We start from the raw sequence: 25735 nt of genomic DNA, 5'->3' as shown, positions 1-25735 counted from the left end.
AGGGCTCGCGAGAGTTCAGGGCCTTCTCCAAGTTAAATTATTCATACTTTTCATACATTAATAGGGGGAATCACCGTGGAAAAGGGCTTACTGCTTTACGAAGGAAAAGCGAAACAGATATATGCAACCGATCAAGAAGACGTTGTCTTAATTTCCTATAAAGATTCAGCAACTGCTTTTAATGGAGAGAAGAAGGCAGAGCTTGCAGGAAAGGGCAAATTGAACAATGAAATCAGCAGCCGCATCTTCTTAAAGCTTAAAGAGCTCGATATTCCCTCTCACTTTATTGAACGGCTTTCTGAATATGAGCAGCTCGTGAAGCGCGTAAGCATCGTACCACTTGAAGTAGTAACAAGAAATAAAGCGGCTGGAAGCCTGTCCAAGCGTTTAGGCTTAGAAGAAGGAACACCCTTTGATCAGCCGCTCGTTGAGTTTTATTACAAAAATGATGAACTGCAGGATCCGCTTTTAACAGAAGAGCATATTCAGCTCATGAAGATTGCTTCAGTTGAGGAAGTAGCCGAAATGAAACGGCAGGCACTGCGAATTAATGAATTGCTAGTGTCCGTGTTTGCAGAGATGGACATTGATTTAATTGATTTTAAGATTGAGTTTGGCAGAGACAAAGATGGCTCTATCCTGCTAGCGGATGAGATTTCTCCGGACACCTGCCGCCTGTGGGATCAAAAAACTGGCCGTAAGCTGGATAAAGATGTGTTTCGACGTGATTTAGGCAATTTAGTAGAAGTATATAAAGAAGTGCTTCAAAGATTAGGGGGAAACCAACATGTATAAAGTAAAAGTATTCGTTACATTAAAGGAAAGCGTGCTAGATCCACAGGGAAAAGCTGTGCAGCAATCATTAACAAATCTTGGCTACCAAGGTGTACAAGACGTTCGAATCGGCAAATACATGGAGCTCTCCATTGACGGAAGCAGCCAGGATGTTGAAGCAACGGTTAAAGAAGTATGCGAAAAGCTATTGTCTAACCCGGTTATTGAAGATTACCGATATGAGATCGAGGAGAGTGTTCAGCAGTGAAATTTGCAGTAGTTGTATTCCCGGGCTCCAATTGTGATGTGGATATGCTTCATGCAGTAAAGGATGAGCTTGGTCAAGAAGCAGAGTATGTATGGCATGATGCAGATGACTTAAGCCAATATGACGGTATTTTACTGCCGGGTGGTTTTTCTTACGGTGACTATCTTCGTTCCGGAGCGATCGCTCATCTTTCTAAGGTAATGGCAGAAGTAAAAAAGGCAGCGGAAGCAGGAAAGCCGGTTCTTGGCGTATGTAATGGCTTCCAGATTCTTTTAGAATCAGGATTGCTTCCTGGTGCGATGCTGCGCAACAAAAATTTGAAATTTATCTGCAAGCCGGTTGAATTGAAAGTAGAGAACAACGAAACCATGTTCTCCTCTTTATATGAAAAAGGCGAGAGCATTAAGGTTCCTGTCGCTCATGGTGAAGGAAACTACTATTGTGATGAGGAAACGTTACGGGCACTGCAAGAGAACAATCAGATCGTCTTTACTTATGCTGACGATGTGAACGGGAGCCTGCAGAATATTGCAGGCATCGTGAACGAACGAGGCAATGTGCTTGGTATGATGCCTCACCCGGAGCGGGCAGTAGATGAGCTGCTTGGAAGTGCGGACGGATTAAAATTATTTCAATCAATTGTGAAACAATGGAGGGAGTCTCATGTCGTTAATGCTTGAACCAAACGCAGCGCAAATTAAAGAACAGAAAATCTACCGAGAAATGGGCATGACGGATGAGGAATTCGCCAAGGCGGAACAAATTCTAGGAAGAACGCCGAACTACACAGAAACAGGGTTGTTCTCTGTTATGTGGTCTGAGCATTGCAGCTACAAGAATTCGAAGCCGGTTCTTCGCAAATTCCCAGTCAAAGGCGAGCGCGTGCTTCAAGGACCAGGCGAAGGTGCCGGAATCGTTGATATCGGCGATGAGCAAGCTGTTGTATTTAAGATCGAGAGCCATAACCATCCATCTGCTATTGAACCTTATCAAGGTGCAGCAACTGGTGTCGGCGGAATCATCCGCGATGTGTTCTCCATGGGAGCGCGTCCCGTTGCTATGCTGAACTCTTTACGTTTCGGTGAACTGACATCCAGCCGTGTAAAATTCTTGTTTGAAGAAGTGGTAGCAGGAATCGCGGGCTATGGCAACTGTATTGGTATTCCGACTGTTGGCGGGGAAGTACAGTTCGATCCTACTTATGAAGGAAATCCTCTTGTTAATGCGATGTGCGTCGGATTGATTGACCATAAGGATATTCAAAAGGGCCAAGCAAAAGGCGTCGGCAATACAGTGATGTATGTCGGAGCAAAAACAGGCCGTGATGGTATTCATGGAGCTACATTTGCATCAGAAGAATTGAGCGAGCAATCAGAAGAGAAGCGTCCAGCTGTTCAGGTCGGCGATCCATTTATGGAGAAGCTTCTGCTAGAAGCCTGCTTAGAACTTGTAAAGAACGATGCGCTTGTTGGTATTCAGGACATGGGTGCAGCAGGGCTGACTAGCTCTTCTGCAGAAATGGCAAGTAAGGCGGGCTCTGGAATCGAAATGAATCTTGACCTTGTTCCGCAGCGTGAAACGGGCATGACTCCTTACGAAATGATGCTGTCAGAATCACAAGAACGTATGCTGATTATCATTGAGAAAGGCCGCGAACCAGAAGTTGAAAAGCTGTTCGAAAAGTACGGTTTAGAAGCTGCTTCTATCGGCCGTGTAACAGATGACGGCATGCTTCGCCTGCTTCATAAAGGAGAAGTAGTAGCAGAAGTTCCTGCTGATGCACTCGCAGAAGATGCACCGGTTTATCATAAACCATCCACAGAACCTGCTTATTATCGTGAGTATCAAGAAATGGAGCAGGAAACACCACAAGTGAACGATTACAAAGAAACGCTTGTTGAGCTTCTTTCTCAGCCGACAGTAGCCAGCAAAGAGTGGGTATACGAGCAATACGATTACCAGGTTCGTACGAATACAGTCGTAGCACCTGGGTCGGACGCAGCAGTTATTCGTGTACGCGGAACAAATAAGGCTCTTGCCATGACAACGGACTGTAACTCCCGCTACTTATATCTGGACCCTGAAATAGGCGGCAAAATTGCCGTAGCAGAGGCTGCTCGCAACATTGTCTGTTCAGGTGGAGAGCCATTAGCGATTACAGACTGTCTAAACTTTGGAAACCCTGAAAAACCAGAGATCTTCTGGCAGCTTGAGAAAGCAACAGACGGCATGAGTGAAGCATGCCGCACGCTGAATACACCTGTTATCGGCGGAAACGTTTCTCTATATAACGAAACAAACGGTACGGCTGTCTATCCAACACCAGTAGTAGGTATGGTTGGGTTAATTAAAGACTTATCTCACATTACAACACAAGGCTTCAAGCAAGCAGGTGATCTTGTATATGTAATTGGCGAAACGAAAGAGGAGTTTGGCGGCAGTGAACTGCAAAAGCTGCAAAACAATGGCCAGATTTTTGGCAAAGCACCTGCACTGGACTTAGAAACAGAAGAAAAAAGACAAAAAGACCTGCTTCAAGCTATTCAAGCCGGTACGGTACAATCAGCACACGATGTAGCAGAAGGCGGATTTGCTGTAGCCCTTGCAGAGAAAGCGTTTGGCACTGGTCTTGGAGTCGACGTAACTATTAACGAAAGCACAGAGAAGACCGCTGCTTTATTCAGTGAAACGCAATCCCGCTTTATTGTGACGGTTAAGGAAGAAAACCAAGCGGCGTTTGAGGAACTTATCGCAGATGCACAGTTAATTGGAAAGGTTACTCAGGAAGAGAAGATTGTGATCAAACAACAGAGTGAGACAATTATTGAAGCAGAGGTCCGTGAATTGGAAGCGGCCTGGAAAGGAGCTATCCCATGCTTGCTGAAATCAGAGGCTTAAATGAAGAGTGTGGCGTGTTTGGTGTATGGGGACACGAGGATGCAGCACAGATCACATATTATGGCCTGCAAAGCCTTCAGCACCGTGGACAAGAGGGGGCTGGCATCGTTGTTTCCGACGGCCAGAGCCTGCGCGGTGTAAAAGGTGAAGGGCTTGTAGCCGAAGTATTCAACCAGAAGAAGATCCAGGAGCTTCCGGGACACGGTGCGATCGGTCATGTGCGGTATAAGACAGCAGGCGGCGGCGGATATGAAAATGTCCAGCCGCTCCTCTTCCATTCTCAAACTGGCAGCTTGGCACTTGCTCATAACGGCAACTTAGTGAATGCAACAGCCTTAAAGCACCAGCTTGAAGGACAAGGAAGCATCTTTCAAACGACTTCAGATACTGAAGTGTTGGCGCATTTAATCCGCCGCAGCGGATTTGGTTCTATGAAAGACCAAGTGAAGAACTCTTTATCCATGCTAAAAGGCGCCTATGCTTTCTTAGTTATGACAGAAAACGAGCTAATGGTCGCTCTTGATCCGAATGGATTGCGCCCGCTTTCACTTGGTCAGCTTGGTGATGCTTTCTGTGTCGCTTCAGAAACATGCGCATTCGATATTATCGGTGCGGAATTTGTTCGTGACGTGGCTCCAGGCGAGCTTTTGATTATCAATAAAGACGGCGTACATTCCGAGCGTTTCTCAATGGCGACGAATCAAGCGATCTGTACGATGGAGTATGTGTACTTCTCCCGTCCGGATAGTGATATTCACGGCATCAATGTTCACAGTGCGAGAAAGCGTCTAGGTATACAGCTTGCTAAAGAAATAAATATTGAAGCGGATGTTGTCACGGGTGTACCGGACTCCAGCATTTCCGCTGCCATTGGTTTTGCTGAACAGACAGGCATTCCATACGAAATGGGACTTATCAAGAACCGCTATGTGGGACGAACATTTATCCAGCCTTCTCAGTCTCTGAGGGAACAAGGCGTTAAAATGAAGCTGTCTCCTGTACGCGGCGTAGTAGAGGGGAAACGGGTAGTTATGGTAGATGACTCCATCGTTCGAGGCACGACAAGCAAGAGAATCGTCCGTATGCTCAAGGATGCCGGGGCATTAGAGGTTCATGTATGCATCAGTTCACCGCCAATCAAAAACCCGTGTTACTACGGAATTGATACGTCGACTAAATCGGAGCTTATTGCTGCTTCCCATACGGAAGAGGAGCTTCGAGAGCTGATTGGTGCAGACTCTTTAACTTTTTTAAGTGTAGAAGGAATGGTTGAAGCAATTGGTCATGAGAAGCAAAATGGCCACTGTGGTCAATGTCTTGCCTGCTTCACAGGGGAATACCCAACAGAGATTTTGCCGGATACGATGCATCCGCATGATAAAGAATTAATTCGTTAATAGATACAGCAGACGTGTTTACAGGGATGAGGACGTAAGGAGGAGCTTGAAATGGCAGAGTCGTATAAAGCGGCAGGAGTAAATATTGAAGCGGGCTACGAAGCCGTTGAGAGGATGAAGAAGCACGTAGAGCGTACGAGCCGCGCCGGTGTCATGGGCGCGCTTGGCAGCTTTGGCGGAATGTTTGATTTATCCTCTGTCGATGTGAAGGAGCCAGTACTTGTTTCTGGAACGGATGGAGTCGGAACCAAACTGAAACTTGCTTTTATGATGGATCGTCACGACACGATCGGTATTGACTGCGTGGCTATGTGTGTCAATGATGTAGTGGTGCAAGGAGCGGAGCCGCTTTATTTTCTTGATTACATTGCCTGCGGACAGGCGGCGCCTGAAAAGATCGAGCAAATTGTTAAAGGTGTAGCTGACGGCTGTGAGCAGGCAGGCTGTGCTTTGATTGGCGGGGAAACGGCCGAAATGCCGGGAATGTACAGCGAAGGTGAATATGACATTGCTGGCTTTACTACTGGTGTGGCAGAAAAGAGCAAGCTTATTACAGGAGAAGAGATTCGAGAAGGCGATGTTATTATTGGATTGCCGTCAAGCGGACTGCACAGCAACGGCTTTTCACTTGTGCGTAAGATCTTTTTTACAGACTGCGGATTTACGCCGGAAACTGAGCTGGAGGAGCTTTCAAAGCCGCTTGGCGAAGTGCTTTTGACACCAACTAAGATCTATGTCAAGCCGGTGCTTGAAGTGTTGAAAGAGGCAGCGGTGAAAGGCATGGCTCATATTACAGGCGGCGGTTTTGTAGAAAACATTCCGCGCACGCTGCCAGAAGGACTGGGAGCAGAAATTCAAGAAGGTACCTGGGATGTACCAGAGATATTTCATGCGCTAAGAACACATGGCCAGCTGGATTTCAAAGAAATGTACAACATCTTCAACATGGGCATCGGGCTTGTCATGATTGTCTCAGCTGAAGATGAAGAGCGAGTGAAACAGCTGATTGAACAAGCAGGGGAACAAGCTTATACGATTGGACGTGTGATTTCTGGAGAAGGGGTTCAATTTAAGTCATGAGCGAAGCCAGTGTAACGCGCATTGCTGTCTTTGCTTCCGGAAGCGGGAGCAATTTTCAGGCGATTGCCGACTCAATTGTTCGAGGAGAAGTGCCAGCAGAAATCGCCTTGCTGGTATGTGATCAGCCGGATGCCTATGTGGTAGAGCGAGCAGCAAGCCTAAATATACCAGTCTTTTCTTTCCGAGCAAAAGATTATTCTGCTAAGGCAGAATTTGAACAGGAAATCGTTAATAGACTCCGGGAAACCGGAGTTGACTTTATTTTCCTGGCTGGATACATGCGTTTAATCGGTGAGACATTGCTGAATGCCTACGAAGGCAGAATTGTGAATATCCATCCTTCTCTGCTGCCAGCTTTTCCTGGCAAGGATGCGATTGGACAAGCGTTTCAAGCAAAAGTGAAAATCACTGGCGTGACGATTCATTATGTAGATGCAGGAATGGACACCGGACCAGTGGTCGAACAGGAAAGTGTAAGAATTGCAGAGGATGACACCCGAGAGTCACTTCAGCATAAGATTCAGCATATTGAACATACGCTATACCCGAAAGTAATTAACAAGCTTTTAACTGAAGCAGCTATGGAGGAGACAAACGAATGAAAAAACGGGCTTTACTAAGTGTATCGGATAAAAGCGGCATTGTAGATTTAGCGAAAGAACTAATCAGCTTGGACTTTGAAATTGTGTCCACGGGCGGCACGAAGAAGATGATTGAAGAAGCAGGACTTCCGGTAATGAGCGTAAGTGAAGTAACAGGCTTCCCGGAAATTCTGGAAGGCCGCGTAAAAACCTTAAATCCATTCATTCATGGCGGTCTTTTAGCGAAGCATGGAGAAGAGAGCCACGCGAAGCAATTGCAAGAGCAAAACATCACACCCATTCATCTGGTTTGTGTGAATCTGTATCCATTCCAACAGACGATTGCAAAGCCGGATGTAACGGTAGAGGATGCCATTGAAAATATTGATATCGGCGGTCCAGCAATGCTGCGCGCATCTGCGAAAAATCATGAGTACGTGACAGTTGTTGTAGATGCAGCTGATTACGATACAGTCTTGTCTGAACTAAAGGAAAATGGTGAAACAACGAAAGAAACAAGAAGAAGGCTTGCAGCGAAAGTATTCCGTCACACAGCAGCTTACGATGCGATGATCGCTGGCTATATGACGGAGCTGGCTGGTGAAGAGCAGCCGGAAAAAGCAACATTTACATATGAACTGAAGCAGACGCTTCGATATGGAGAGAACCCTCATCAGAAAGCGGCGTTCTATGAGCAGCCGCTAGGCTCAGAGTTCTCGATTGCACGCGCAAAACAGCTTCACGGGAAAGAGCTTTCCTATAATAATATTCGAGATGCTGATGCCGCTTTGCAAATTGTAAAAGAATTCTCTGAGCCGGCAGCCGTAGCTGTGAAGCATATGAATCCATGCGGTGTTGGTGTAGGTACGACGATCCAAGAAGCGTATGAGCGTGCATATGAGGCGGATTCTACGTCTATTTTTGGCGGTATCGTAGCCTTGAACCGTCCGGTTGACCAAGTTCTTGCTGAGAAGCTTCATGAGATTTTCCTTGAGATCATCATTGCTCCTGAGTTTACAGAAGAGGCGCTTTCTGTCCTAACAGTGAAGAAAAATATCCGTCTTCTGACGCTTCCATTTGATCAAAATACGAAAGAGCAAAAGGTACTGACTTCTGTAGAAGGCGGCTTGCTGATCCAAGATCTGGACAGCTACTCACTTGAGGAGGCAGACATTCGCGTGGCGACAAAGCGTGAGCCAACAGAAGAAGAGTGGGCAGCCTTGAAGCTTGGCTGGAAAGTAGTTAAGCACGTAAAGTCTAACGCGATTGTAGTAACGGATGATCAAATGACATTAGGTGTTGGCGCAGGCCAAATGAACCGTGTCGGTGCAGCCAAAATTGCACTTGAGCAGGCCGGAGAAAGAGCTAACGGAGCCGCTCTTGCTTCAGACGCTTTCTTCCCAATGGACGATACGGTAGAAGCAGCAGCTAAAGCAGGTGTAACAGCAATCATCCAGCCAGGCGGATCCATCAGAGATGAAGACTCCATCAAAAAGGCAGACGAATATGGCATCGCCATGGTTATGACAGGCGTTAGACATTTTAAACATTAATTACGCAGGAGGAATGAAATGAATATTCTCGTTGTAGGACGCGGCGGCAGAGAACATGCCATTTGCAAAAAGCTCTCGGAAAGCCCGCAGGTGACGCAGGTGTTTTGTGCACCGGGAAATGCCGGTATTGCGCAGGATGCTGAGTGTGTCAACATTGACGAAATGGACTTTGAGGCATTAAGCAATTTTGCGGCAGGCCGAGAGATTGATTTGACCGTCGTTGGTCCTGAAAATCCGCTTTCTGCTGGAATCGTTGATTTCTTCGAGGAAAAAGGCTTAAAGGTGTATGGACCTAATCAAGCAGCAGCAGAGCTCGAAGGCAGTAAGTCGTTTGCGAAAATGATGATGGAGAAGTACAATATTCCGACTGCCCGGTATGCGGCATTTCATGATTATGACGAAGCAAAATCTTATATTCAAGAGCAGGGAGCACCGATCGTGCTGAAAGCGGACGGACTAGCAGCCGGCAAAGGTGTAACGGTAGCCATGACTCTTGAAGAGGCGCTGTCCGCGCTTGAAGAAATGATGGTCGACAGGAAGTTCGGCGAAGCCTCTTCCAAGTTAGTCATCGAGCAATATTTAGAAGGCGAAGAGTTTTCCTTAATGGCTTTTGTTAACGGAGAGAATGTGTATCCGATGGAAGCAGCCCAGGACCATAAGAGAGCCTTTGATCATGACAAAGGCCCGAATACAGGTGGTATGGGTGCCTATTCGCCGATACCTCATATCTCTAAGCATATCGTCGATCAATCTGTTGAGGAAATCCTGCTTCCGATCGCCAAAGGCTTAGTTGCGGAAGGGCGTCCATTTACGGGGATTATTTTTGCTGGCTTGATGCTGACAAACGAGGGGCCAAAAACCATTGAGTTTAATGCTCGCTTCGGTGACCCGGAAACTCAAGTAGTGCTCCCGCGCCTAGAGTCAGATCTTGCACAGGTCTTCCTAGATGTACTAGACGGAAAAGATCCAAAGCTCAGCTGGAAAGAGGAGTCTGTACTAGGTGTCGTGCTAGCATCCAACGGTTATCCGGAAGGCTATGAAAAAGGCCACCCTATTAAAGGGCTGGAAAGTATAGACTCGGCAAGCGTGCTTCATGCAGGAACGATGAGAAACGAAGAGGGTGCCATTTGTGCAAATGGCGGGCGTGTGCTTCTTGTGACAGGAAAGGGTGGATCCACTCAAGAAGCAAAAGAGGCAGCCTATGCTAAAATGAGCACCATCGCGACAGACCATTTCTTTTATCGGAAGGATATTGGCAGCAGAGCGATTGCCCAAGCCTCTTCCTCTAATCGTTAAACTAAGAGGTATATATGTCGGTTGATAAAAAGGAGCTGTTCTTTACTTAGGAAAAAGAACAGCTCCTTCTTTATAGACTTTGCCTAATGATTCACATATTTTTCACAAAAAGTTTCATTCTTTAATGCGGTAAACTATAAAATATGTTAAGATGGCAGTAATTTAGAATATGGAATGAAAGCGTTCCTTTAGAGGAGTGTTTAAATAAATGCTGGAACATAGACAACGTTGGAGAAATAAACAATTAAGAGAGCATGTAGCTGTAGTTGACGGAGAACTCACTCCCACCCTTGTTTTGCAAAATGCCCGCTTTCTGCATTCAGGGCTAAAGCAATGGATGACTGCTAATATATGGATATATGAAGACCGTATTGTATACATCGGTGATGAAATGCCGAAGAACAAGGCGGAAGAGGTATATAATTGCCAAGGAAAAACCCTCGTTCCAGGCTATATTGAGCCGCATGTGCACCCTTTCCTGCTATACAATCCGCACAGCTTTGCAGAGTTCGCTGCTAAAACTGGTACAACAACATTGATCAATGACAACCTCATGCTTTTTTTGTTATTGGAAGAAAAGAAAGCGTTTTCTTTACTTGAAGAATTTCATTCTCTTCCTGTAAGCATGTATTGGTGGTGCCGGTATGACGGACAAACAGAGCTGAAGAACGAAGAAGAAGTATTTTCTAATGCCAAAATAAAGGCATGGATTGAGCATGAGTCTGTAGTGCAAGGCGGAGAGCTGAGCAAATGGCCAAAGCTTTTAGAAGGCGATGACATGATGCTGCACTGGATTCAAGAGACAAAAAGACTTCGAAAGAGAATTGAAGGGCACTTTCCAGGTGCTTCTGCCAAGACACTGACCAAGATGGCACTCCTTGGAGCAGACAGTGACCATGAAGCACTCAATGGAGAAGACATATACAAGCGGCTTATGGCTGGTTATATGGTTTCCCTTCGCCACTCATCCATCCGGCCTGATCTGGAAATTCTGCTTCAAGATATGAAGGATATGGGTCTTAATCAATATGACATGATGATGTTCACGACTGATGGGTCCAGCCCCTCTTTATATAAAGAAGGAATTCTGGACTGGATGATTAAGAAGGCGATGGAATATGGAATCCCTCCGATTGATGCTTATCATATGGCCAGCTACAATGTGGCGAAATACTATCGCATGGAGCATTTGCATGGCATGATCGCGCCTGGGCGGGTAGCAAATATCAATATTTTAGAAGATGAATTCAACCCTTCGCCTGTGTCTGTTCTGGCAAAGGGACAATGGCTGCGCAAAGATGGAAAAAGTATATCTCTGCCTTCTATCGACTGGGAAAAAGCCGGGCTTCCGCCATTAAATCTTCAATACGAACTGGACGATGAGGATCTGCAGTTCTCCATGCCGATTGGGATTGAATTGAAAAACAGTGTCATCACCCAACCGTACTCGTTAGAAAAAGACATGTCCGTAGAAGAAATCTCTGCGGCCAATGATGAAAGCTTTCTGGTTCTGCTCGATCGTAACGGCGAGTGGCGGATCAACACCGTATTAAAAGGGTTTACCTCCGAAGTAGCAGGGTTTGCCTCCTCTTTTTCCAATACAGGGGATATTATTTTGATCGGAAAGTGCAAGCAAGAGATGCATCGGGCGTTTAACCGCATGAAAGAATTAGGCGGCGGGATCGTGATGGCGGAGAACGAAGAAATTATATACGAGATTCCTCTTGCCCTTTCGGGTGTCATGTCTGATCAGCCGGTGGAGACGCTGATTGAGAAAGAAGAAAAGTTCAAGGAGCTGCTGGCTGAAAGAGGGTACGCTTACCACGACCCGCTGTATACAATCCTATTTCTATCCTCTACGCATTTGCCGTATATACGGGCTACATCGGAAGGGATGTACGATGTAATGAAGAAAACGGTACTCTTTCCGTCTATAATGCGTTAAAATAGTAAAGTGAAGAGAAAGTTAATAGGAGTTCACTTATGAAGAAAATGGTTATACTGTCTTCAATAGCAGGTGCTCTACTGATGAGCGGCTGCGTAAGTACGGAGGAAAAAGGTACAGAAGAAGGCAGTGAGCAAAAGGCTATACAAGAACATACGAAAGAGTACACCTTTCCGTTGACGGGAAAGCCGGTGAAAGAGCAGCCGGAACAGCGGGCGGTCGCTGTCGTCATTAATAATCATCCAAAAGCTCGTCCGCAAACCGGTTTAGCTGAGGCTGATATCGTATATGAGGTCTTAACGGAAGGAAATATTACAAGGTTCCTGGCGATTTATCAAAGCAGCCAGCCTGAGAAAGCCGGTCCGGTCCGAAGTGCCCGAACGTATTTCATCGACTTAGCGAGAGGATACGATAGTTTATTTATCGCTCACGGCTACAGTCCTAATGCGCGCGAACGGCTCTTCAGCGGCGAGATAGAAGAACTGAATGGCATACAATACGACGGGACTGCTTTCGAAAGAGATCCCTCCCGACAGGCTCCGCATAATTCCTATATTGATTTCGCGCAAGTGTTTGATAAAGCGGAACAAAGAGGGTACCACATAACAGGCGCGCCTGATCCTTTAAGCTTTGCTCGTGTTTCTCAATCGGCAGAAGGGGAAGCGGAAGCGGTGCGGATTAATTATTCAAGTCATCCCGACTTTCAAGTCGAGTATAAATACAATGCTAAAACCGGGGAATATGAGCGGTTTTCTGGAGGAAAGCAGCAGTTTGATCGGGAAACGGATCAGCCGCTAAGCGCTTCGAATCTGTTAATCATTGAAGCGGAGCACCGGCTCGTGGATGGACAAGGCCGGTTGGATATCGATGTTTCCTCCGGAGGCAAAGCCTACTTTTTGCAGGGCGGGGCTGCCTATCTGGCGGACTGGTCTAACGTAGAAGGCCGGATTTTGCCTTTTAAAGATGGGGCGCCTATCAGCTTTGCTGAAGGGAAGACCTGGATTCATGTTATTCCTGCCTCTAAGGGCTTAAATCAAATGGTAGATGTCAAGGACAATTAGAAGAAAGGGGTTGAAGGGAACATGCAAATTGAAAAGCTGCGCGGAAAAGAATTAGATCAGCTGTTTAATGCTATTCTTTCTCTTCGCGACTTAGAAGAATGTTACTTATTTTTCGACGACCTGTGCACGGTAAATGAAATCCAGTCCCTGGCGCAGCGCTTGGAAGTAGCTCGCATGCTGAAAGAAGGGAAAACATATCATAAGATTGAGAACAGCACGGGTGCCTCTACTGCTACGATCTCAAGAGTTAAGCGCTGCCTCAACTACGGAAATGATGCTTACCAGCTCGTCCTTGACCGAATCAAAGATGAAACAGCACCTGAGGAAGAACAAGCCATTGGAGAAAAATAATCGAAAAAGGGTCTGGCCCTGTTGCATGAAATCATTAGTGCAGCTAGGGTCAGACCTTTGTTTTAGTGGAGAAAAACAAGTGTTATAATGGTGGGGTGCAAAGTCACCGGCGAATAGCAGCCGGCATGGATAAAAGAATGGAGGAGTTTGTTGGATGTATGATGTGCATGAGTGGCGTCATGTATTTAAGCTGGATCCAAATAAAGATATAGATGATTCTACCTTGGAAGAAGTGTGCGAATCAGGAACAGATGCGATTATTATCGGGGGCAGTGACGGAGTAACGGTAGATAACGTGCTTAACTTAATGGCACGCGTACGCCGCTACACAGTACCTTGTGTACTCGAAGTATCTACTGTTGACTCCATTACACCAGGGTTTGATTCGTACTTTATCCCGGTCGTATTAAACAGCAAAAATACAGAGTGGGTGACTGGCCTGCATCATGAGGCTGTAAAGGAATATGGAGAGCTGATGGATTGGGATGAGATCTATACGGAGGGTTACTGCATCGCTAATCCTGACTGTAAAGCAGCGAGCCTGACAGAAGCCAAAGCCCCGCTCAGTGTAGAGGATATACAGGCCTATGCGATGATGGCAGAAAAAATGTTCCGGCTTCCGCTCTTTTACCTGGAATACAGCGGAACATACGGCGATTTAGAAGCCGTCCGATCAGTGCGCGAGACGTTAAAGGAAACGACCTTTATTTATGGCGGCGGTATCCAGGGGCCAGAGCAGGCAAAGGAGATTGCTCAGTACGCAGATATCGTTGTTGTGGGCAATGCTGTATATGAAAATACAAAAGAAGCTTTAAAGACAGTCAAAGCAGTGAAAGATCATGTATAATAAGAACAAATGTTCTAACAGGCGGTGAATGTATGCAATTTCTAACTGAAAGATTATTAAACGGGTTAAATGATCAACAGCAGGAAGCAGTAAAGGCAACAGAGGGCCCGCTCCTTATTATGGCGGGCGCCGGCTCAGGAAAAACAAGGGTGCTGACCCACCGAATTGCTTATTTGATGGTGGAAAAAGGAGTGAACCCTTACAATATTCTGGCCATTACCTTCACGAATAAAGCGGCTCGTGAAATGAAGGATCGGATTGGCACCTTGCTCGGCGGAGCAGCGGAAGAAGTGTGGATCTCCACCTTCCACTCCATGTGTGTACGTATTCTGCGCCGGGATATTGACCGGATCGGCTACAATCGAAACTTTACTATTTTAGATACAACCGATCAGCAATCCGTCATTAAAAACATTCTTAAAGATAAAAATCTGGATCCGAAAAAATTTGATCCACGCGGCATTCTTGCAGCAATCAGTTCAGCGAAGAATGAACTGATTGATCCTGAGACGTTCAGCAAGAGACAAGGCGGTTATATGGACCAGGTAGTCAGTGAGGTCTATACAGAGTATCAGAAGCGCCTGAAAAGAAACCAAGCGCTTGATTTTGATGACTTGATCATGGTGACGATCCAGCTCTTCCAGCGAGTGCCGGAGGTGTTGGAGTTCTATCAGAGAAAGTTCCAATACATTCATATTGACGAGTACCAGGATACAAACCGGGCTCAGTATATACTTGTCAAGCTGCTGGCCAGCCGCTTTCAAAACCTATGTGCGGTTGGAGATTCTGATCAGAGCGTGTATGGCTGGCGGGGAGCAGATATCGCTAACATTCTTTCCTTTGAAAAGGATTACCCTCAGTCCCGCACGATTTTCCTCGAGCAAAACTACCGCTCTACAAAACGGATCTTGCAGGCGGCTAATGAAGTCATTAAAAATAACTTTAACCGAAAGCCGAAAAGTCTCTGGACCGAAAACCCAGAAGGCCGCAATATTGCTTATTACCGGGCTGATACACAGCAGACAGAAGCTCAGTTTGTGGCAGGGAAAATTCAGGAGCTGACATCAAGAGGAAAGAGAAAACGGTCAGACATCGCGATTTTGTATCGAACGAATGCCCAGTCCCGTGTTATTGAGGAAGTATTAATGAAATCCAATATTGACTATAACATTGTAGGGGGCATCAAGTTCTACGACCGTAAAGAGATTAAAGATGTCCTGGCTTACTTGCGGCTGATTGCAAATCCGGCGGATGATATCAGCTTGCAGCGCATCATTAACGTGCCTAAGCGGGGGCTTGGCTCCACATCGGTTGACAAGATTTCCCGCTATGCGCAGGAGAATGATCTAACGATATACGAGGCATTAGCTGAAGCAGATTTCATGGGGTTGAGCGGAAAAGCAGCCAAGGCTGTGCTTGAGTTTCGCAGGCTGATCGAGACGTATACCCAGCAGCAGGAATATTTATCGGCGACTGAGCTCGTAGAAGAAGTACTGGAGCGCTCCGGTTACAGGGATATGCTAAAGGCAGAAAAAACACTCGAATCGCAAAGCCGGCTAGAGAATATTGAAGAATTTTTATCTGTAGCAAAAGCCTTTGAAGATAACAGTGAGGATAAGAGCTTAATTGCTTTTCTAACAGACTTGGCACTCGTCGCGGATATTGACCAGCTCGATAAAGAAGAGACCGTTCAGGACTCGGTCGTATTGATGACGCTGCATGCGGCAAAGGGCTTGGAGTTCCCGGTCGTCTTCCTGATGGGAATGGAGGAAGGTGTCTTTCCTCATAGCCGTTCACTTATGGATGATAACGAGATGGAGGAAGAGCGGCGGTTAATGTATGTCGGCGTGACTAGAGCAGAGGAAGAGCTCTATTTAACCAATGCCCAAATGCGAACATTGTACGGCCGAACAAATATGAACCCGGTTTCCCGGTTTATTGGTGAAATCCCTGCTGATCTCATTGATGACTTGGCCGCAGGCGAGAAAGTCACTACCTCGTTTGGCTTAAAAACAAAGCCAGCCCGTCGTCCGGTTACACGTCCGCAGCCGAAAGCTGCTGGTTCCGCTGAAGCTTGGAGCGTTGGCGACAAAGTGAAGCATAATAAGTGGGGGACAGGTACAGTTGTCAGTGTGAAAGGCAGCGGAGAAAGCACAGAGCTCGATATCGCTTTTCCGAGCCCAGTTGGTGTCAAGCGCCTGCTTGCACAGTTTGCCCCTATTGAAAAAGCGTAAATGAAGGAGTGGACGAGATGGACATCAAAACTGCTGAAAAAAGAGTGCAGGAACTTCATAATCTATTAAATCAATATAGTTACGAGTACTACGTGTTGGATCAGCCGTCTGTTCCTGACTCTGAATATGACCGGCTGCTGCAGGAGCTTGCACAGCTTGAGGAAGCATTTCCTGAGCTGCAGTCGCCCGATTCTCCTACACAGCGTGTGGGAGGAGAAGCGCTTGATACCTTTCAGAAAGTTCGCCACGATGTGCCGATGCTCAGCCTTGCGAATGCATTTAATGAGGAGGACCTGCGAGACTTTGACCGCCGAATCAGGCAGGCGCTTGATGAGGACAGCTACTCCTATGTGTGTGAGCTGAAGATTGATGGGCTGGCCGTTTCCTTAAAGTATGAAGACGGGTTATTTGTCCAAGGGTCTACCCGCGGAGATGGAACAGTTGGAGAAGACATTACAGCAAACTTAAAGACCATTCGCTCTATCCCTCTTCGAATGAAAGAACCTTACACAACGGAGGTTCGAGGCGAAGCTTATATGCCAAAGCAATCGTTTATCGCGCTAAATGCCGTGCGGGATGAGAAAGGAGAGGAGCCGTTCGCTAACCCTCGCAATGCGGCAGCAGGCTCTCTTCGGCAGCTTGACCCCCGTATTGCTGCTTCCCGCAATCTGGACATTTTTCTATACGCCGTCGCGGATGCTGAGAATCTAGGCGTCAAGACACATAGTGAAAGTCTGGACCTGCTGGATCGCCTTGGCTTCAAGACGAACAAAGAGAGAAAAGTGTGCCGTTCCATCGATGAAGTAATTGAATATATCGGCAGCTGGATGGACAAGCGGCCGAAGCTCCCTTACGAAATTGATGGGATTGTAGTGAAGGTCGACTCGTTCGAGCAGCAGAAGGAGCTGGGGGCTACTGCCAAAAGTCCGCGCTGGGCTATTGCCTTTAAGTTCCCGGCTGAAGAAGTCGTCACGAAGCTCGTGGATATTACGCTAAGCGTAGGACGTACGGGTGTCGTTACGCCGACGGCTATCCTGCAGCCGGTCCGTGTGGCAGGAACGACTGTCCAGCGGGCTACTCTTCACAATGAAGACTTAATTAAGGAAAAGGATATCAAGCTTGGTGATTATGTCGTCATCAAGAAAGCGGGAGATATCATTCCTGAAGTAGTGAATGTCGTAACCGAACGACGCACCGGAGAAGAAGTGGACTTTTCTATGCCGGACAATTGTCCGGAGTGTGACAGTGAGCTTGTCCGCTTAGAGGGTGAGGTGGCTCTGCGCTGCATGAACCCGAAGTGCCCCGCGCAGATCCGGGAAGGCCTGATTCACTTCGTTTCACGTAATGCTATGAATATTGACGGCTTAGGCGAGAAGGTTATTACACAGCTTTACCGCACAGGTCTTGTACAGGATGTATCTGACCTCTACAGCCTAACGAAAGAGCAGCTGGTAGCTCTTGAGCGGATGGGCGATAAATCCGCTGATAATTTATTGCAAGCTATCGAAGCATCTAAATTAAACTCCTTAGAAAAGCTGCTGTTTGGACTGGGGATTCGCCATGTAGGTGCCAAGGCGGCTAAGACGCTGGCACAGCACTTTGAAACGATGGATACCCTGGCGTCCGCTGATATGGAACAGCTGACAGCGATCCATGAAATCGGCGATAAGATGGCGGATGCCATTGTGGCTTACTTTGAACTGCCGGAAGTAAGCGAACTAATTCGCAAGCTTAAGGATGCCGGCGTCAATATGACCTACAAAGGGCCAAAGCTGGCGGCAGCAGAAGCTTCTGACTCCTTTTTCGCAGGCAAAACCGTCGTGCTGACAGGAAAGCTGCACGAGCTGACACGAAATGAAGCGAAAGAACGAATCGAAGCTCTTGGCGGAAAGGTGTCCGGCAGTGTAAGCAAAAATACTGATCTCGTCATAGCTGGAGAAGAAGCGGGCTCGAAATTGGACAAAGCGGTGCAATTGAATGTGGAAGTATGGGATGAGAAGCAACTGCTGGATGAACTTAATTAAGTAAGAGGTGGCTCGTTTGAACAAGAGAATCTTTTCGGCGGCACTTGCTGTTATGCTGCTCATTAGCGGCTGTGCGCCGGATGATATAGAGAACGAAAAGGAAGTCATTCAAGGAGACGGAGAACAGGAGAAGGCGATTATTCCAAATTATCAGCTGTCTGAGAGCTATTATCGAACGATTGTGCCATATAAGCCAGGCAAGGCTAGGGGAATGGTTGTCTCTAATTTAAACACCCGCTACGACATAGTGGAATTTGAAACAGGTTTAATGAGGATCGCCCAGGAGCATTTTTCTCCTGATACCTATTTATTCCAGGAAGGGCAAATGATTGAAGCGAATACGATAAGATCGTGGCTTTCTCGAAAGTATACGGAAGAGCAGCTTAAGGAAAGAGAGCTCAAGCCGGAAGAAAACCTCGGCTTGAATCCAGTAGATAATGAAGAAGGCTCGGTTGAAGAGCGTAATGAGAAGAGTCCCATTTATTTAGCTCATATTATGGAGCATAACTATCTAACGAAAACAGAGGATAACTCGCTGCAGCTGTCAGGCGCAGTGATTGGTCTTGCGTTAAATTCTGTTCATTACTATACGAAAGAGAAGTATGGCGCTGTGTATGATTATGAAATACCTGATGAGGTCGTGGAACGGGAAGGAAAGAAAATTGCTGAAGAAGTAGCGAAGCGGGTACGGCAGATGGAAGGACTGAAGGATGTGCCAGTGACGATTGCATTATTCAAGCAGGAGTCCCGGGATTCGGTCGTTCCAGGAAACTTTATTGCCTACACCCACCTCGAGAAAAATGAAAATGCGATCAAAAGCTGGGAAACAGTCAACGAGAAGTACTACCTGCTTCCATCTGATGAAGCGGAGAGAGACCATCGGGATGATGCCACATATTTTCTGAACTTTAAGCAGGATATAGAAGAGCAATTTGATAATCACAATGGTATTGTTGGTACAGCTCTTTATAATGGTGATCAGCTCGTTGATTTGAAAATTGATATTCCTATCGAGTTCTACGGGAAGGCGGAAGCAACCGGGTTTACTCAATACGTGACGGGGCTTGTGATGGATCATTTTCCTGCTTATGTGCCGATCGAAGTCAATATTTATTCCAATAGCGGACCAGAAGCTTTAATTGTGAGAGAAGCGGAAAATCAGGAACCCCGTGTGTATGTGTACAAGTAAAAGAAGAAATATATCTAGTAAATTAAGTTTATTTCAGCTGTCGAGACAGGTCGACAGCTGTTTTTTTTTATGATTGTCGAATAAAAATTTAAAATTATTAGAAAAAGGGGTTCCTATTTCCGGCATTCTGTTATATAATACAAATAACAACAAGTTACTGTAGTACAACAAACAAGGGAGGCTTCACTGAAACTACACGGCATCAAGGATTTCTGACCACGTGAGAATGCAGCACTGTTACATAATTTCTGTACTACAGGAGCTGTGAAACTATAAACACTTTGGAGGAATGAAAAATGACAAATGAGCGTGTACAACAGTTAAAAGAGCAATGGGCAAAGGAAGAAAGATGGCAAGGGATCACACGTCCTTATACAGCAGAAGATGTAATCAAATTGCGCGGATCAATCGATATTGAGTATACACTTGCACGTCGCGGAGCAGAGAAACTATGGAACTATCTAAACACAGAAGACTTCATTAATGCTCTTGGTGCTTTGACTGGTAACCAAGCGGTTCAACAAGTAAAAGCCGGGTTGAAAGCTATTTATCTGAGCGGCTGGCAAGTAGCAGCGGATGCCAACCTTTCTGGTCAAATGTATCCTGACCAGAGCTTATATCCAGCAAACAGTGTACCGCATGTAGTAAAACGCATTAATCAATCTCTTCAGCGTGCTGATCAAATCGCTCATATGGAAGGTGACGATTCTATCGATTACTTTGCACCGATTGTAGCTGACGCAGAGGCTGGATTTGGCGGACAGCTGAACGTATTCGAGCTGATGAAAGGCATGATCGAATCTGGTGCAGCAGGCGTCCACTTTGAGGATCAGCTTTCTTCAGAGAAGAAGTGCGGACACCTGGGAGGAAAGGTTCTTCTCCCAACAAAAACAGCTGTTAAAAACCTGATTTCTGCCCGCCTTGCAGCGGATGTAATGGGAACGCCAACCATACTGATTGCCCGTACAGATGCAAATGCAGCTGACTTAATTACAAGTGACTTTGATCCGGCAGATGCACCATTTATTACTGGTGAACGTACGCCAGACGGCTTCTATCGTACAAAAGCAGGTCTTGACCAAGCGATTGCCCGCGGCCTTGCTTATGCTCCATATGCCGACCTTATCTGGTGCGAAACGTCCGAACCGAACCTTGAAGAAGCCCGCCGCTTTGCTGAGGCTATTCATGAGAAGTTCCCAGGCAAAATGCTTGCTTATAACTGCTCTCCTTCCTTTAACTGGAAAGCGAAGCTGGATGATGAAACAATTGAAAACTTCCAAGTTGAGCTCGGCAAGATGGGCTATAAGTTCCAATTCGTTACACTTGCAGGCTTCCATTCTCTCAATCACAGCATGTTCCAGCTAGCGAACGGCTACAAGGACCGCGGAATGGGCGCTTACTCCGAGCTTCAACAAGCAGAGTTTGCTTCTGAGAAAGATGGTTACACAGCTACTCGTCATCAGCGTGAAGTGGGTACTGGCTACTTTGATCAAGTATCTATGGTCGTATCAGGCGGGGAGTCTTCTACAACAGCTCTTAAAGGTTCAACAGAAGAGGAACAATTCCAAGCTCAAAAAGCATAATAACATAGTGGCTGCCTTCCTTAACGGGAGGCAGCTTTTTCGTTTTACAAAAAATTTTCGAAAACGAGTGTTTTAGCTGCCGGTCATATTGCTAGTGAAGATTGAAGTTTGATAAGATAAGTAGTATTGTGAGCGTTTTTTAATTATTGTGGAGGTGAAGGGAATTGTCACGAATTTCCGAAGAACAGGTTAGACACGTTGCTCATCTTGCTCGCCTAGCAGTGACGGATGAAGAGGTAGAAAGATTCACCGCTCAGCTTGACAGCATTATTGAATTTGCTGAGCAATTAAATGAGCTTGATACAGAGAATGTGAAGCCAACAGCTCACGTGTTGGATATGAAGAACGTACTGCGTGAAGATAAATCTGCTCCGGGACTGCCGCGTGAAGAAGTACTGAAAAATGCCCCGGATCATGAAAACGGGCAAATTAAAGTTCCGTCTATCATTGAGTAAGGAGAGAAAAGGATGTCACTATTTGATCATACATTGACTGAGATTCATGATCTTTTACATAAGAAAGAAATCTCTATCCCTGATTTAGTGGATGAGTCTTATAAGAGAATCAATGAAGTGGAAGATAAAATCAAAGCGTTTATTACCTTAAATGAGGAAAACGCCCGCAAGCAGGCGGAGGAGCTGCAAAAGAAAATTGATACAGACGAAGCAAAAGGCCTGCTATTCGGTATGCCGATCGGGATTAAAGATAATATTGTCACAAAGGGCCTGCGTACGACGAGCGGCAGCCAGATTCTGAACAACTTCGATCCGATTTACGATGCGACTGTCATGACAAAGCTTCATGAAGCACAGACGATCACGATTGGAAAGTTAAATATGGACGAATTCGCTATGGGCTCCTCTACAGAGAGCTCAAGCTTCCAAGCAACAACAAACCCATGGAATACAGAAAGAGTGCCAGGGGGATCCTCAGGCGGTTCGGCCGCAGCTGTAGCAGCAGGAGAAGTACCGTTCTCGCTTGGTTCCGACACAGGCGGCTCGATTCGCCAGCCGGCTGCTTATTGTGGCGTAGTCGGATTAAAGCCGACTTACGGACGAGTATCCCGTTATGGGTTAATTGCGTTCGCCTCATCGCTTGACCAAATCGGTCCGATTACGCGCAGCGTCGAAGATAATGCACGGCTGCTTGAAGCCATTTCTGGCGTAGATGCTTTCGATGGCACTTCCGCGAATATCCCGGTTGACCGTTATTCCGAAGCTTTAACCGGCGATGTGAAAGGCTTGAAAATTGCCGTTCCGAAAGAGTATTTAAGTGAAGGAGTCTCTGAGGAAGTACGTCAATCTGTTTTAGATGCCTTAAAGGTGCTAGAAGGGCTGGGTGCTACGTGGGAAGAGGTCTCTCTGCCTCACTCCAAGTACGGCTTGCCTGCCTACTATGTCCTTGCTTCCTCTGAAGCCTCTTCTAACCTTGCCCGCTTTGACGGTATCCGCTACGGCTACCGGGCAGAAGGGGCAGAGAACCTGATTGACCTTTATAAGAAAACACGAGCAGAAGGCTTTGGCGATGAAGTCAAACGCCGCATTATGCTTGGTACATTCGCGCTAAGCTCAGGCTATTATGATGCGTATTACAAGAAGGCCCAGAAAGCACGTACGTTAATTAAGAAGGATTTTGAAGATGTGTTCGAAAAGTACGATGTCATCATTGGTCCAACAACACCGACGCCAGCCTTTAAAATCGGCGACAATATTGATGATCCGTTAACGATGTATGCGAACGATATTCTGACGATTCCGGTTAACCTTGCAGGGGTCCCGGGAATTTCTGTGCCGTGCGGATTCTCAGATGGCATGCCGCTTGGTCTGCAAATTATCGGCAAACACTTTGACGAGAAAACCATCTATCGTACGGCTTATGCTTATGAGCAAGCAACTAACTTTCATCAACAGAAACCATCGCTGTAAGGGGTGACGAACATGAATTTTGAAACGGTGATTGGACTAGAGGTCCATGTCGAATTAAAAACAGAATCGAAAATCTTTTCTTCCGCTCCTGCCCATTTCGGAGCGGAGCCAAACACGAATACAACGGTTATCGACCTTGGTTATCCTGGTGTTCTTCCAGTTCTAAACAAGCGGGCTGTGGAGTTTGCTATGAAAGCAGCGATGGCGCTGAACTGCGAAGTTGCAACAGAAACGAAGTTTGACCGCAAGAACTATTTCTATCCAGATAATCCAAAAGCCTATCAGATCTCTCAATTTGATCAGCCGATCGGTGAAAATGGCTGGATCGAAATTGAAGTAGATGGCCAAAAGAAAAGAATTGGTATTACCCGCCTTCATTTAGAAGAAGATGCTGGTAAGCTGACACACACAAAAGACGGCTATTCACTTGTTGATTACAACCGCCAAGGCACGCCGCTGGTGGAGATTGTTTCTGAGCCGGATATCCGCACACCGGAGGAAGCATACGCTTACCTGGAAAAGCTGAAGTCCATCATTCAGTATACAGAGGTATCTGATTGTAAGATGGAAGAGGGCTCGCTTCGCTGCGATGCGAATATCTCCTTGCGTCCATACGGCCAGGAGGAATTTGGCACGAAGACGGAGCTGAAAAACTTAAACTCTTTCAACTTTGTTAGAAAAGGCCTAGAGTACGAAGAGAAGCGCCAGGCAGACGTATTATCCTCCGGCGGTGTGATCGAGCAGGAAACCCGCCGCTTTGATGAAGCAACGGGCAAAACCTTGCTGATGCGTGTCAAGGAAGGATCGGATGATTACCGTTACTTCCCTGAGCCGGACCTGGTTGAGCTGTATATTGACGATGAATGGAAAGAGCGGGTGCGCGCTTCCATTCCTGAACTGCCGGACCAGCGAAAAGAGCGCTATATGAATGAGCTTGGATTGCCGGCGCATGATGCGAAAGTGCTGACGCTGACGAAGGAAATGGCCGATTTCTTTGAAGCGACGGTTGAAGAAGGCGCAGACGCTAAGCTCGCTTCCAACTGGATGATGGGTGAAGTATCAGCTTATCTGAATGCAGAAGGTAAAGAACTGAGCGAGGCGGCACTAACACCACAAAGCTTGGCAGCGATGATCAAGCTGATTGAAAAGGGAACCATCTCTTCTAAAATTGCCAAGAAAGTATTTAAAGAGCTGGTTGAAAAAGGCGGCGATCCAGAGAAGATCGTGAAAGAAAAAGGTTTGGTACAAATTTCAGACGAGAGCGAATTGCTGAAGTTTGTAACTGAAGCCATCGACGCGAATCCGCAGTCTGTAGAAGACTTCAAAAACGGTAAAAACAAAGCGATTGGTTTCCTTGTTGGCCAAATTATGAAGGCTTCAAAAGGACAGGCGAATCCGGCTGTTTTAAATAAGCTGTTAATGGAAGAAATTAAGAAGCGGTAAATAGATGAATGACCCCTGCCGGAAAAGTCCGGCGGGGGTTTTTTATGAGGAAGGGGTTAAAGGAACAGAAAAGGGGAAAGTAAACTTTAAATCCTAGTTGACTTATAGGATATGAAGGATTAAAATGTATTTAACCAATAAAATTACTAGGAATTAAAGGAGGAGCCACCATGAACGAACAATTTTCAGTAATCCCTGGCGCGGAGTCATTTTATTTTGAAGGAAATGAGATTGGTATTTTGCTTTCTCACGGGTTTGTTGGTACGCCGCAAAGTGTGCGTTACTTGGGAAAGAAGCTGGCTGAGCAAGGGTTTACAGTGCTGGCTCCTCGCTTAAAGGGACATGGAACTCATTACTTAGATATGGAGAAATGCACGAAAGAAGACTGGTATGAAAGTGTGAGAGAGGCCTATCTGCAGTTAAAAGCACGGGGCAAAAGAGTTTTTGTGATGGGGCAGTCCATGGGAGGGGCATTGGCATTGCGGCTTGCTTCCGAACATAAAGACATTGAAGGCATTATCACGATCAATGCAGCTCTCTCCTTGCCGGCTTTCGATCAGTATAGAGAGGTGTCTGCTCCCCGCTTCATTGAGGAAGGAGAGCCGGACATCAAGGCAAAGGACGTTGTTGAAATTGCTTACGAGAAGGTGCCTCTCCGGGCGGTTCATGAGTTGCAGGAACTAATGAGGGAAACATGGCCTGTCGTTAGCCGTGTTGATACACCCGCCTTATGCATCAAGTCGGCTATTGACCATGTGGTACCTCCCGAAAATACAACGTTTATTTACCGGTCACTCGCTTCTAAAAACAAAAAGCTTGTTACCTTGCCGAATTCTTATCATGTTGCTTCGATGGATTATGATAAAGGCACGATCGCTGAGCAGGCGATTCGCTTTATTCATGCACATACGGCAAAGGGGCAATACGCCGCAAAATAAATAATAAAAAACCGCCTGCTGTATGATCTCTCATACTAAAGTGTACCCTTTGTAAAGGACATTTTAAAAAAAGCCTAGGCAGTTTTAAGAAGATGATCTCTGTATTGAACAGGGGTCATCTTTTTTAAATTCCATTGATATCTATAGTGATTGTAATAGATCATGTATTGTTTTATTTCTTTTTTTAATTCATCTAATGTTGTACATGCTTTAATAGAGGCTTCATCTTTAAGATGGCCAAAGAATGACTCTTGGGGGGCGTTATCCCAACAGTTTCCTCGTCTTGACATAGAGTGGCGTAACCCTAATTTCTTCACTGCTTTTTGAAAGATTGGACTTGTATAATGA

At 46.2% G+C, this 25735-nt stretch carries 22 protein-coding genes; 21 read left to right on the top strand and 1 reads right to left on the bottom strand.

The features are described 5' to 3' along the window. Positions 1-75 precede the first annotated feature (75 nt). The 21 genes from purC (at position 76) to QY97_RS11065 (ending at position 25387) form a co-directional block, all read left to right on the top strand. The gene (purC, locus tag QY97_RS11165) at positions 76-795 is read left to right on the top strand and encodes a phosphoribosylaminoimidazolesuccinocarboxamide synthase (RefSeq protein ID WP_039237452.1); all 720 of its coding nucleotides are present in this window, start codon (positions 76-78) and stop codon (positions 793-795) included. After that, complete coding sequence (gene purS / locus QY97_RS11160) at positions 788-1042, top strand: phosphoribosylformylglycinamidine synthase subunit PurS (RefSeq protein WP_039237450.1); 255 nt, start codon at positions 788-790, stop codon at positions 1040-1042. The genes purC and purS overlap by 8 nt, the downstream gene beginning before the upstream one ends. Next, positions 1039-1722 (top strand): phosphoribosylformylglycinamidine synthase subunit PurQ, encoded by a 684-nt coding sequence (gene purQ, locus QY97_RS11155; RefSeq protein ID WP_039237448.1) that lies wholly within the window; start codon positions 1039-1041, stop codon positions 1720-1722. The genes purS and purQ overlap by 4 nt, the downstream gene beginning before the upstream one ends. Next, on the top strand, positions 1706-3940 hold the full coding sequence (purL, locus tag QY97_RS11150; RefSeq protein ID WP_039237446.1) for a phosphoribosylformylglycinamidine synthase subunit PurL: 2235 nt from the start codon (positions 1706-1708) through the stop codon (positions 3938-3940). The genes purQ and purL overlap by 17 nt, the downstream gene beginning before the upstream one ends. Further along, positions 3916-5337, top strand: a complete 1422-nt coding sequence (gene purF / locus QY97_RS11145; RefSeq protein WP_039237444.1) for an amidophosphoribosyltransferase — start codon at positions 3916-3918, stop codon at positions 5335-5337. Before purL ends, purF begins: the two co-directional genes overlap by 25 nt. Before the next feature lie 51 nt (positions 5338-5388). After that, positions 5389-6417 (top strand): phosphoribosylformylglycinamidine cyclo-ligase, encoded by a 1029-nt coding sequence (gene purM, locus QY97_RS11140; RefSeq protein WP_039237442.1) that lies wholly within the window; start codon positions 5389-5391, stop codon positions 6415-6417. After that, entirely contained in the window at positions 6414-7019 is a 606-nt protein-coding gene (purN, locus tag QY97_RS11135; RefSeq protein ID WP_039237440.1) for a phosphoribosylglycinamide formyltransferase, read from the top strand. The genes purM and purN overlap by 4 nt, the downstream gene beginning before the upstream one ends. Beyond that, positions 7016-8551 (top strand): bifunctional phosphoribosylaminoimidazolecarboxamide formyltransferase/IMP cyclohydrolase, encoded by a 1536-nt coding sequence (gene purH / locus QY97_RS11130; RefSeq protein WP_039237438.1) that lies wholly within the window; start codon positions 7016-7018, stop codon positions 8549-8551. Before purN ends, purH begins: the two co-directional genes overlap by 4 nt. Before the next feature lie 18 nt (positions 8552-8569). Next, positions 8570-9847 carry a phosphoribosylamine--glycine ligase gene (purD, locus tag QY97_RS11125; protein WP_039237436.1) on the top strand — a complete coding sequence of 426 codons (1278 nt, stop codon included), beginning with the start codon at positions 8570-8572 and terminating at the stop codon, positions 9845-9847. Between the two features lie 208 nt (positions 9848-10055). Continuing rightward, positions 10056-11792, top strand: a complete 1737-nt coding sequence (locus tag QY97_RS11120) for an adenine deaminase C-terminal domain-containing protein (protein ID WP_039237434.1) — start codon at positions 10056-10058, stop codon at positions 11790-11792. A 38-nt stretch (positions 11793-11830) separates the two neighbouring features. Then, on the top strand, positions 11831-12853 hold the full coding sequence (locus QY97_RS11115) for a DUF3048 domain-containing protein (RefSeq protein WP_039237433.1): 1023 nt from the start codon (positions 11831-11833) through the stop codon (positions 12851-12853). A 21-nt stretch (positions 12854-12874) separates the two neighbouring features. Further along, entirely contained in the window at positions 12875-13204 is a 330-nt protein-coding gene (locus tag QY97_RS11110) for a YerC/YecD family TrpR-related protein (protein ID WP_039237430.1), read from the top strand. A 154-nt stretch (positions 13205-13358) separates the two neighbouring features. Further along, positions 13359-14051, top strand: coding sequence for a heptaprenylglyceryl phosphate synthase (pcrB, locus tag QY97_RS11105; RefSeq protein WP_039237428.1), 693 nt, complete (start codon positions 13359-13361; stop codon positions 14049-14051). Between the two features lie 32 nt (positions 14052-14083). Next, complete coding sequence (pcrA, locus tag QY97_RS11100) at positions 14084-16285, top strand: DNA helicase PcrA (RefSeq protein WP_039237426.1); 2202 nt, start codon at positions 14084-14086, stop codon at positions 16283-16285. Between the two features lie 17 nt (positions 16286-16302). Beyond that, on the top strand, positions 16303-18309 hold the full coding sequence (ligA, locus tag QY97_RS11095) for an NAD-dependent DNA ligase LigA (protein ID WP_039237423.1): 2007 nt from the start codon (positions 16303-16305) through the stop codon (positions 18307-18309). A gap of 16 nt (positions 18310-18325) precedes the next feature. Beyond that, positions 18326-19498, top strand: a complete 1173-nt coding sequence (locus tag QY97_RS11090; protein ID WP_039237421.1) for a CamS family sex pheromone protein — start codon at positions 18326-18328, stop codon at positions 19496-19498. Between the two features lie 296 nt (positions 19499-19794). Continuing rightward, complete coding sequence (aceA, locus tag QY97_RS11085; RefSeq protein WP_039237419.1) at positions 19795-21081, top strand: isocitrate lyase; 1287 nt, start codon at positions 19795-19797, stop codon at positions 21079-21081. Positions 21082-21245: 164 nt separating this feature from the next. Beyond that, positions 21246-21536: an Asp-tRNA(Asn)/Glu-tRNA(Gln) amidotransferase subunit GatC gene (gene gatC, locus QY97_RS11080; protein ID WP_039237417.1), complete on the top strand. Its 291-nt coding sequence runs from the start codon at positions 21246-21248 to the stop codon at positions 21534-21536. Between the two features lie 12 nt (positions 21537-21548). Next, a complete protein-coding gene (gatA, locus tag QY97_RS11075) occupies positions 21549-23006 on the top strand; it encodes an Asp-tRNA(Asn)/Glu-tRNA(Gln) amidotransferase subunit GatA (RefSeq protein WP_039237415.1) in 1458 nt (485 codons plus the stop codon). A gap of 12 nt (positions 23007-23018) precedes the next feature. Continuing rightward, positions 23019-24449 carry an Asp-tRNA(Asn)/Glu-tRNA(Gln) amidotransferase subunit GatB gene (gene gatB, locus QY97_RS11070; protein WP_039237413.1) on the top strand — a complete coding sequence of 477 codons (1431 nt, stop codon included), beginning with the start codon at positions 23019-23021 and terminating at the stop codon, positions 24447-24449. A 170-nt stretch (positions 24450-24619) separates the two neighbouring features. Further along, complete coding sequence (locus tag QY97_RS11065) at positions 24620-25387, top strand: alpha/beta hydrolase (protein WP_039237410.1); 768 nt, start codon at positions 24620-24622, stop codon at positions 25385-25387. Between the two features lie 74 nt (positions 25388-25461). Here QY97_RS11065 and QY97_RS11060 read toward each other — a convergent pair. Then, positions 25462-25735, bottom strand: a 274-nt coding sequence (locus QY97_RS11060) for an IS3 family transposase (RefSeq protein WP_046128730.1), incomplete at its 5' end; no start/stop codon positions are given.

Source organism: Bacillus thermotolerans (assembly GCF_000812025.2).
Classification (GTDB): domain Bacteria; phylum Bacillota; class Bacilli; order Bacillales; family Domibacillaceae; genus Quasibacillus; species Quasibacillus thermotolerans.
This window is presented reverse-complemented; position numbering and strand designations above follow the sequence as displayed.

Coding starts and splice junctions, on each gene's coding strand:
- purS (WP_039237450.1), top strand. CDS start 788: ATGTATAAAGTAAAAGTATTCGTTACATTAAAGGAAAGCGTGCTAGAT.
- purL (WP_039237446.1), top strand. CDS start 1,706: ATGTCGTTAATGCTTGAACCAAACGCAGCGCAAATTAAAGAACAGAAA.
- purF (WP_039237444.1), top strand. CDS start 3,916: ATGCTTGCTGAAATCAGAGGCTTAAATGAAGAGTGTGGCGTGTTTGGT.
- purM (WP_039237442.1), top strand. CDS start 5,389: ATGGCAGAGTCGTATAAAGCGGCAGGAGTAAATATTGAAGCGGGCTAC.
- purN (WP_039237440.1), top strand. CDS start 6,414: ATGAGCGAAGCCAGTGTAACGCGCATTGCTGTCTTTGCTTCCGGAAGC.
- purH (WP_039237438.1), top strand. CDS start 7,016: ATGAAAAAACGGGCTTTACTAAGTGTATCGGATAAAAGCGGCATTGTA.
- purD (WP_039237436.1), top strand. CDS start 8,570: ATGAATATTCTCGTTGTAGGACGCGGCGGCAGAGAACATGCCATTTGC.
- QY97_RS11120 (WP_039237434.1), top strand. CDS start 10,056: ATGCTGGAACATAGACAACGTTGGAGAAATAAACAATTAAGAGAGCAT.
- QY97_RS11115 (WP_039237433.1), top strand. CDS start 11,831: ATGAAGAAAATGGTTATACTGTCTTCAATAGCAGGTGCTCTACTGATG.
- QY97_RS11110 (WP_039237430.1), top strand. CDS start 12,875: ATGCAAATTGAAAAGCTGCGCGGAAAAGAATTAGATCAGCTGTTTAAT.
- pcrB (WP_039237428.1), top strand. CDS start 13,359: ATGTATGATGTGCATGAGTGGCGTCATGTATTTAAGCTGGATCCAAAT.
- pcrA (WP_039237426.1), top strand. CDS start 14,084: ATGCAATTTCTAACTGAAAGATTATTAAACGGGTTAAATGATCAACAG.
- ligA (WP_039237423.1), top strand. CDS start 16,303: ATGGACATCAAAACTGCTGAAAAAAGAGTGCAGGAACTTCATAATCTA.
- aceA (WP_039237419.1), top strand. CDS start 19,795: ATGACAAATGAGCGTGTACAACAGTTAAAAGAGCAATGGGCAAAGGAA.
- gatA (WP_039237415.1), top strand. CDS start 21,549: ATGTCACTATTTGATCATACATTGACTGAGATTCATGATCTTTTACAT.
- gatB (WP_039237413.1), top strand. CDS start 23,019: ATGAATTTTGAAACGGTGATTGGACTAGAGGTCCATGTCGAATTAAAA.
- QY97_RS11065 (WP_039237410.1), top strand. CDS start 24,620: ATGAACGAACAATTTTCAGTAATCCCTGGCGCGGAGTCATTTTATTTT.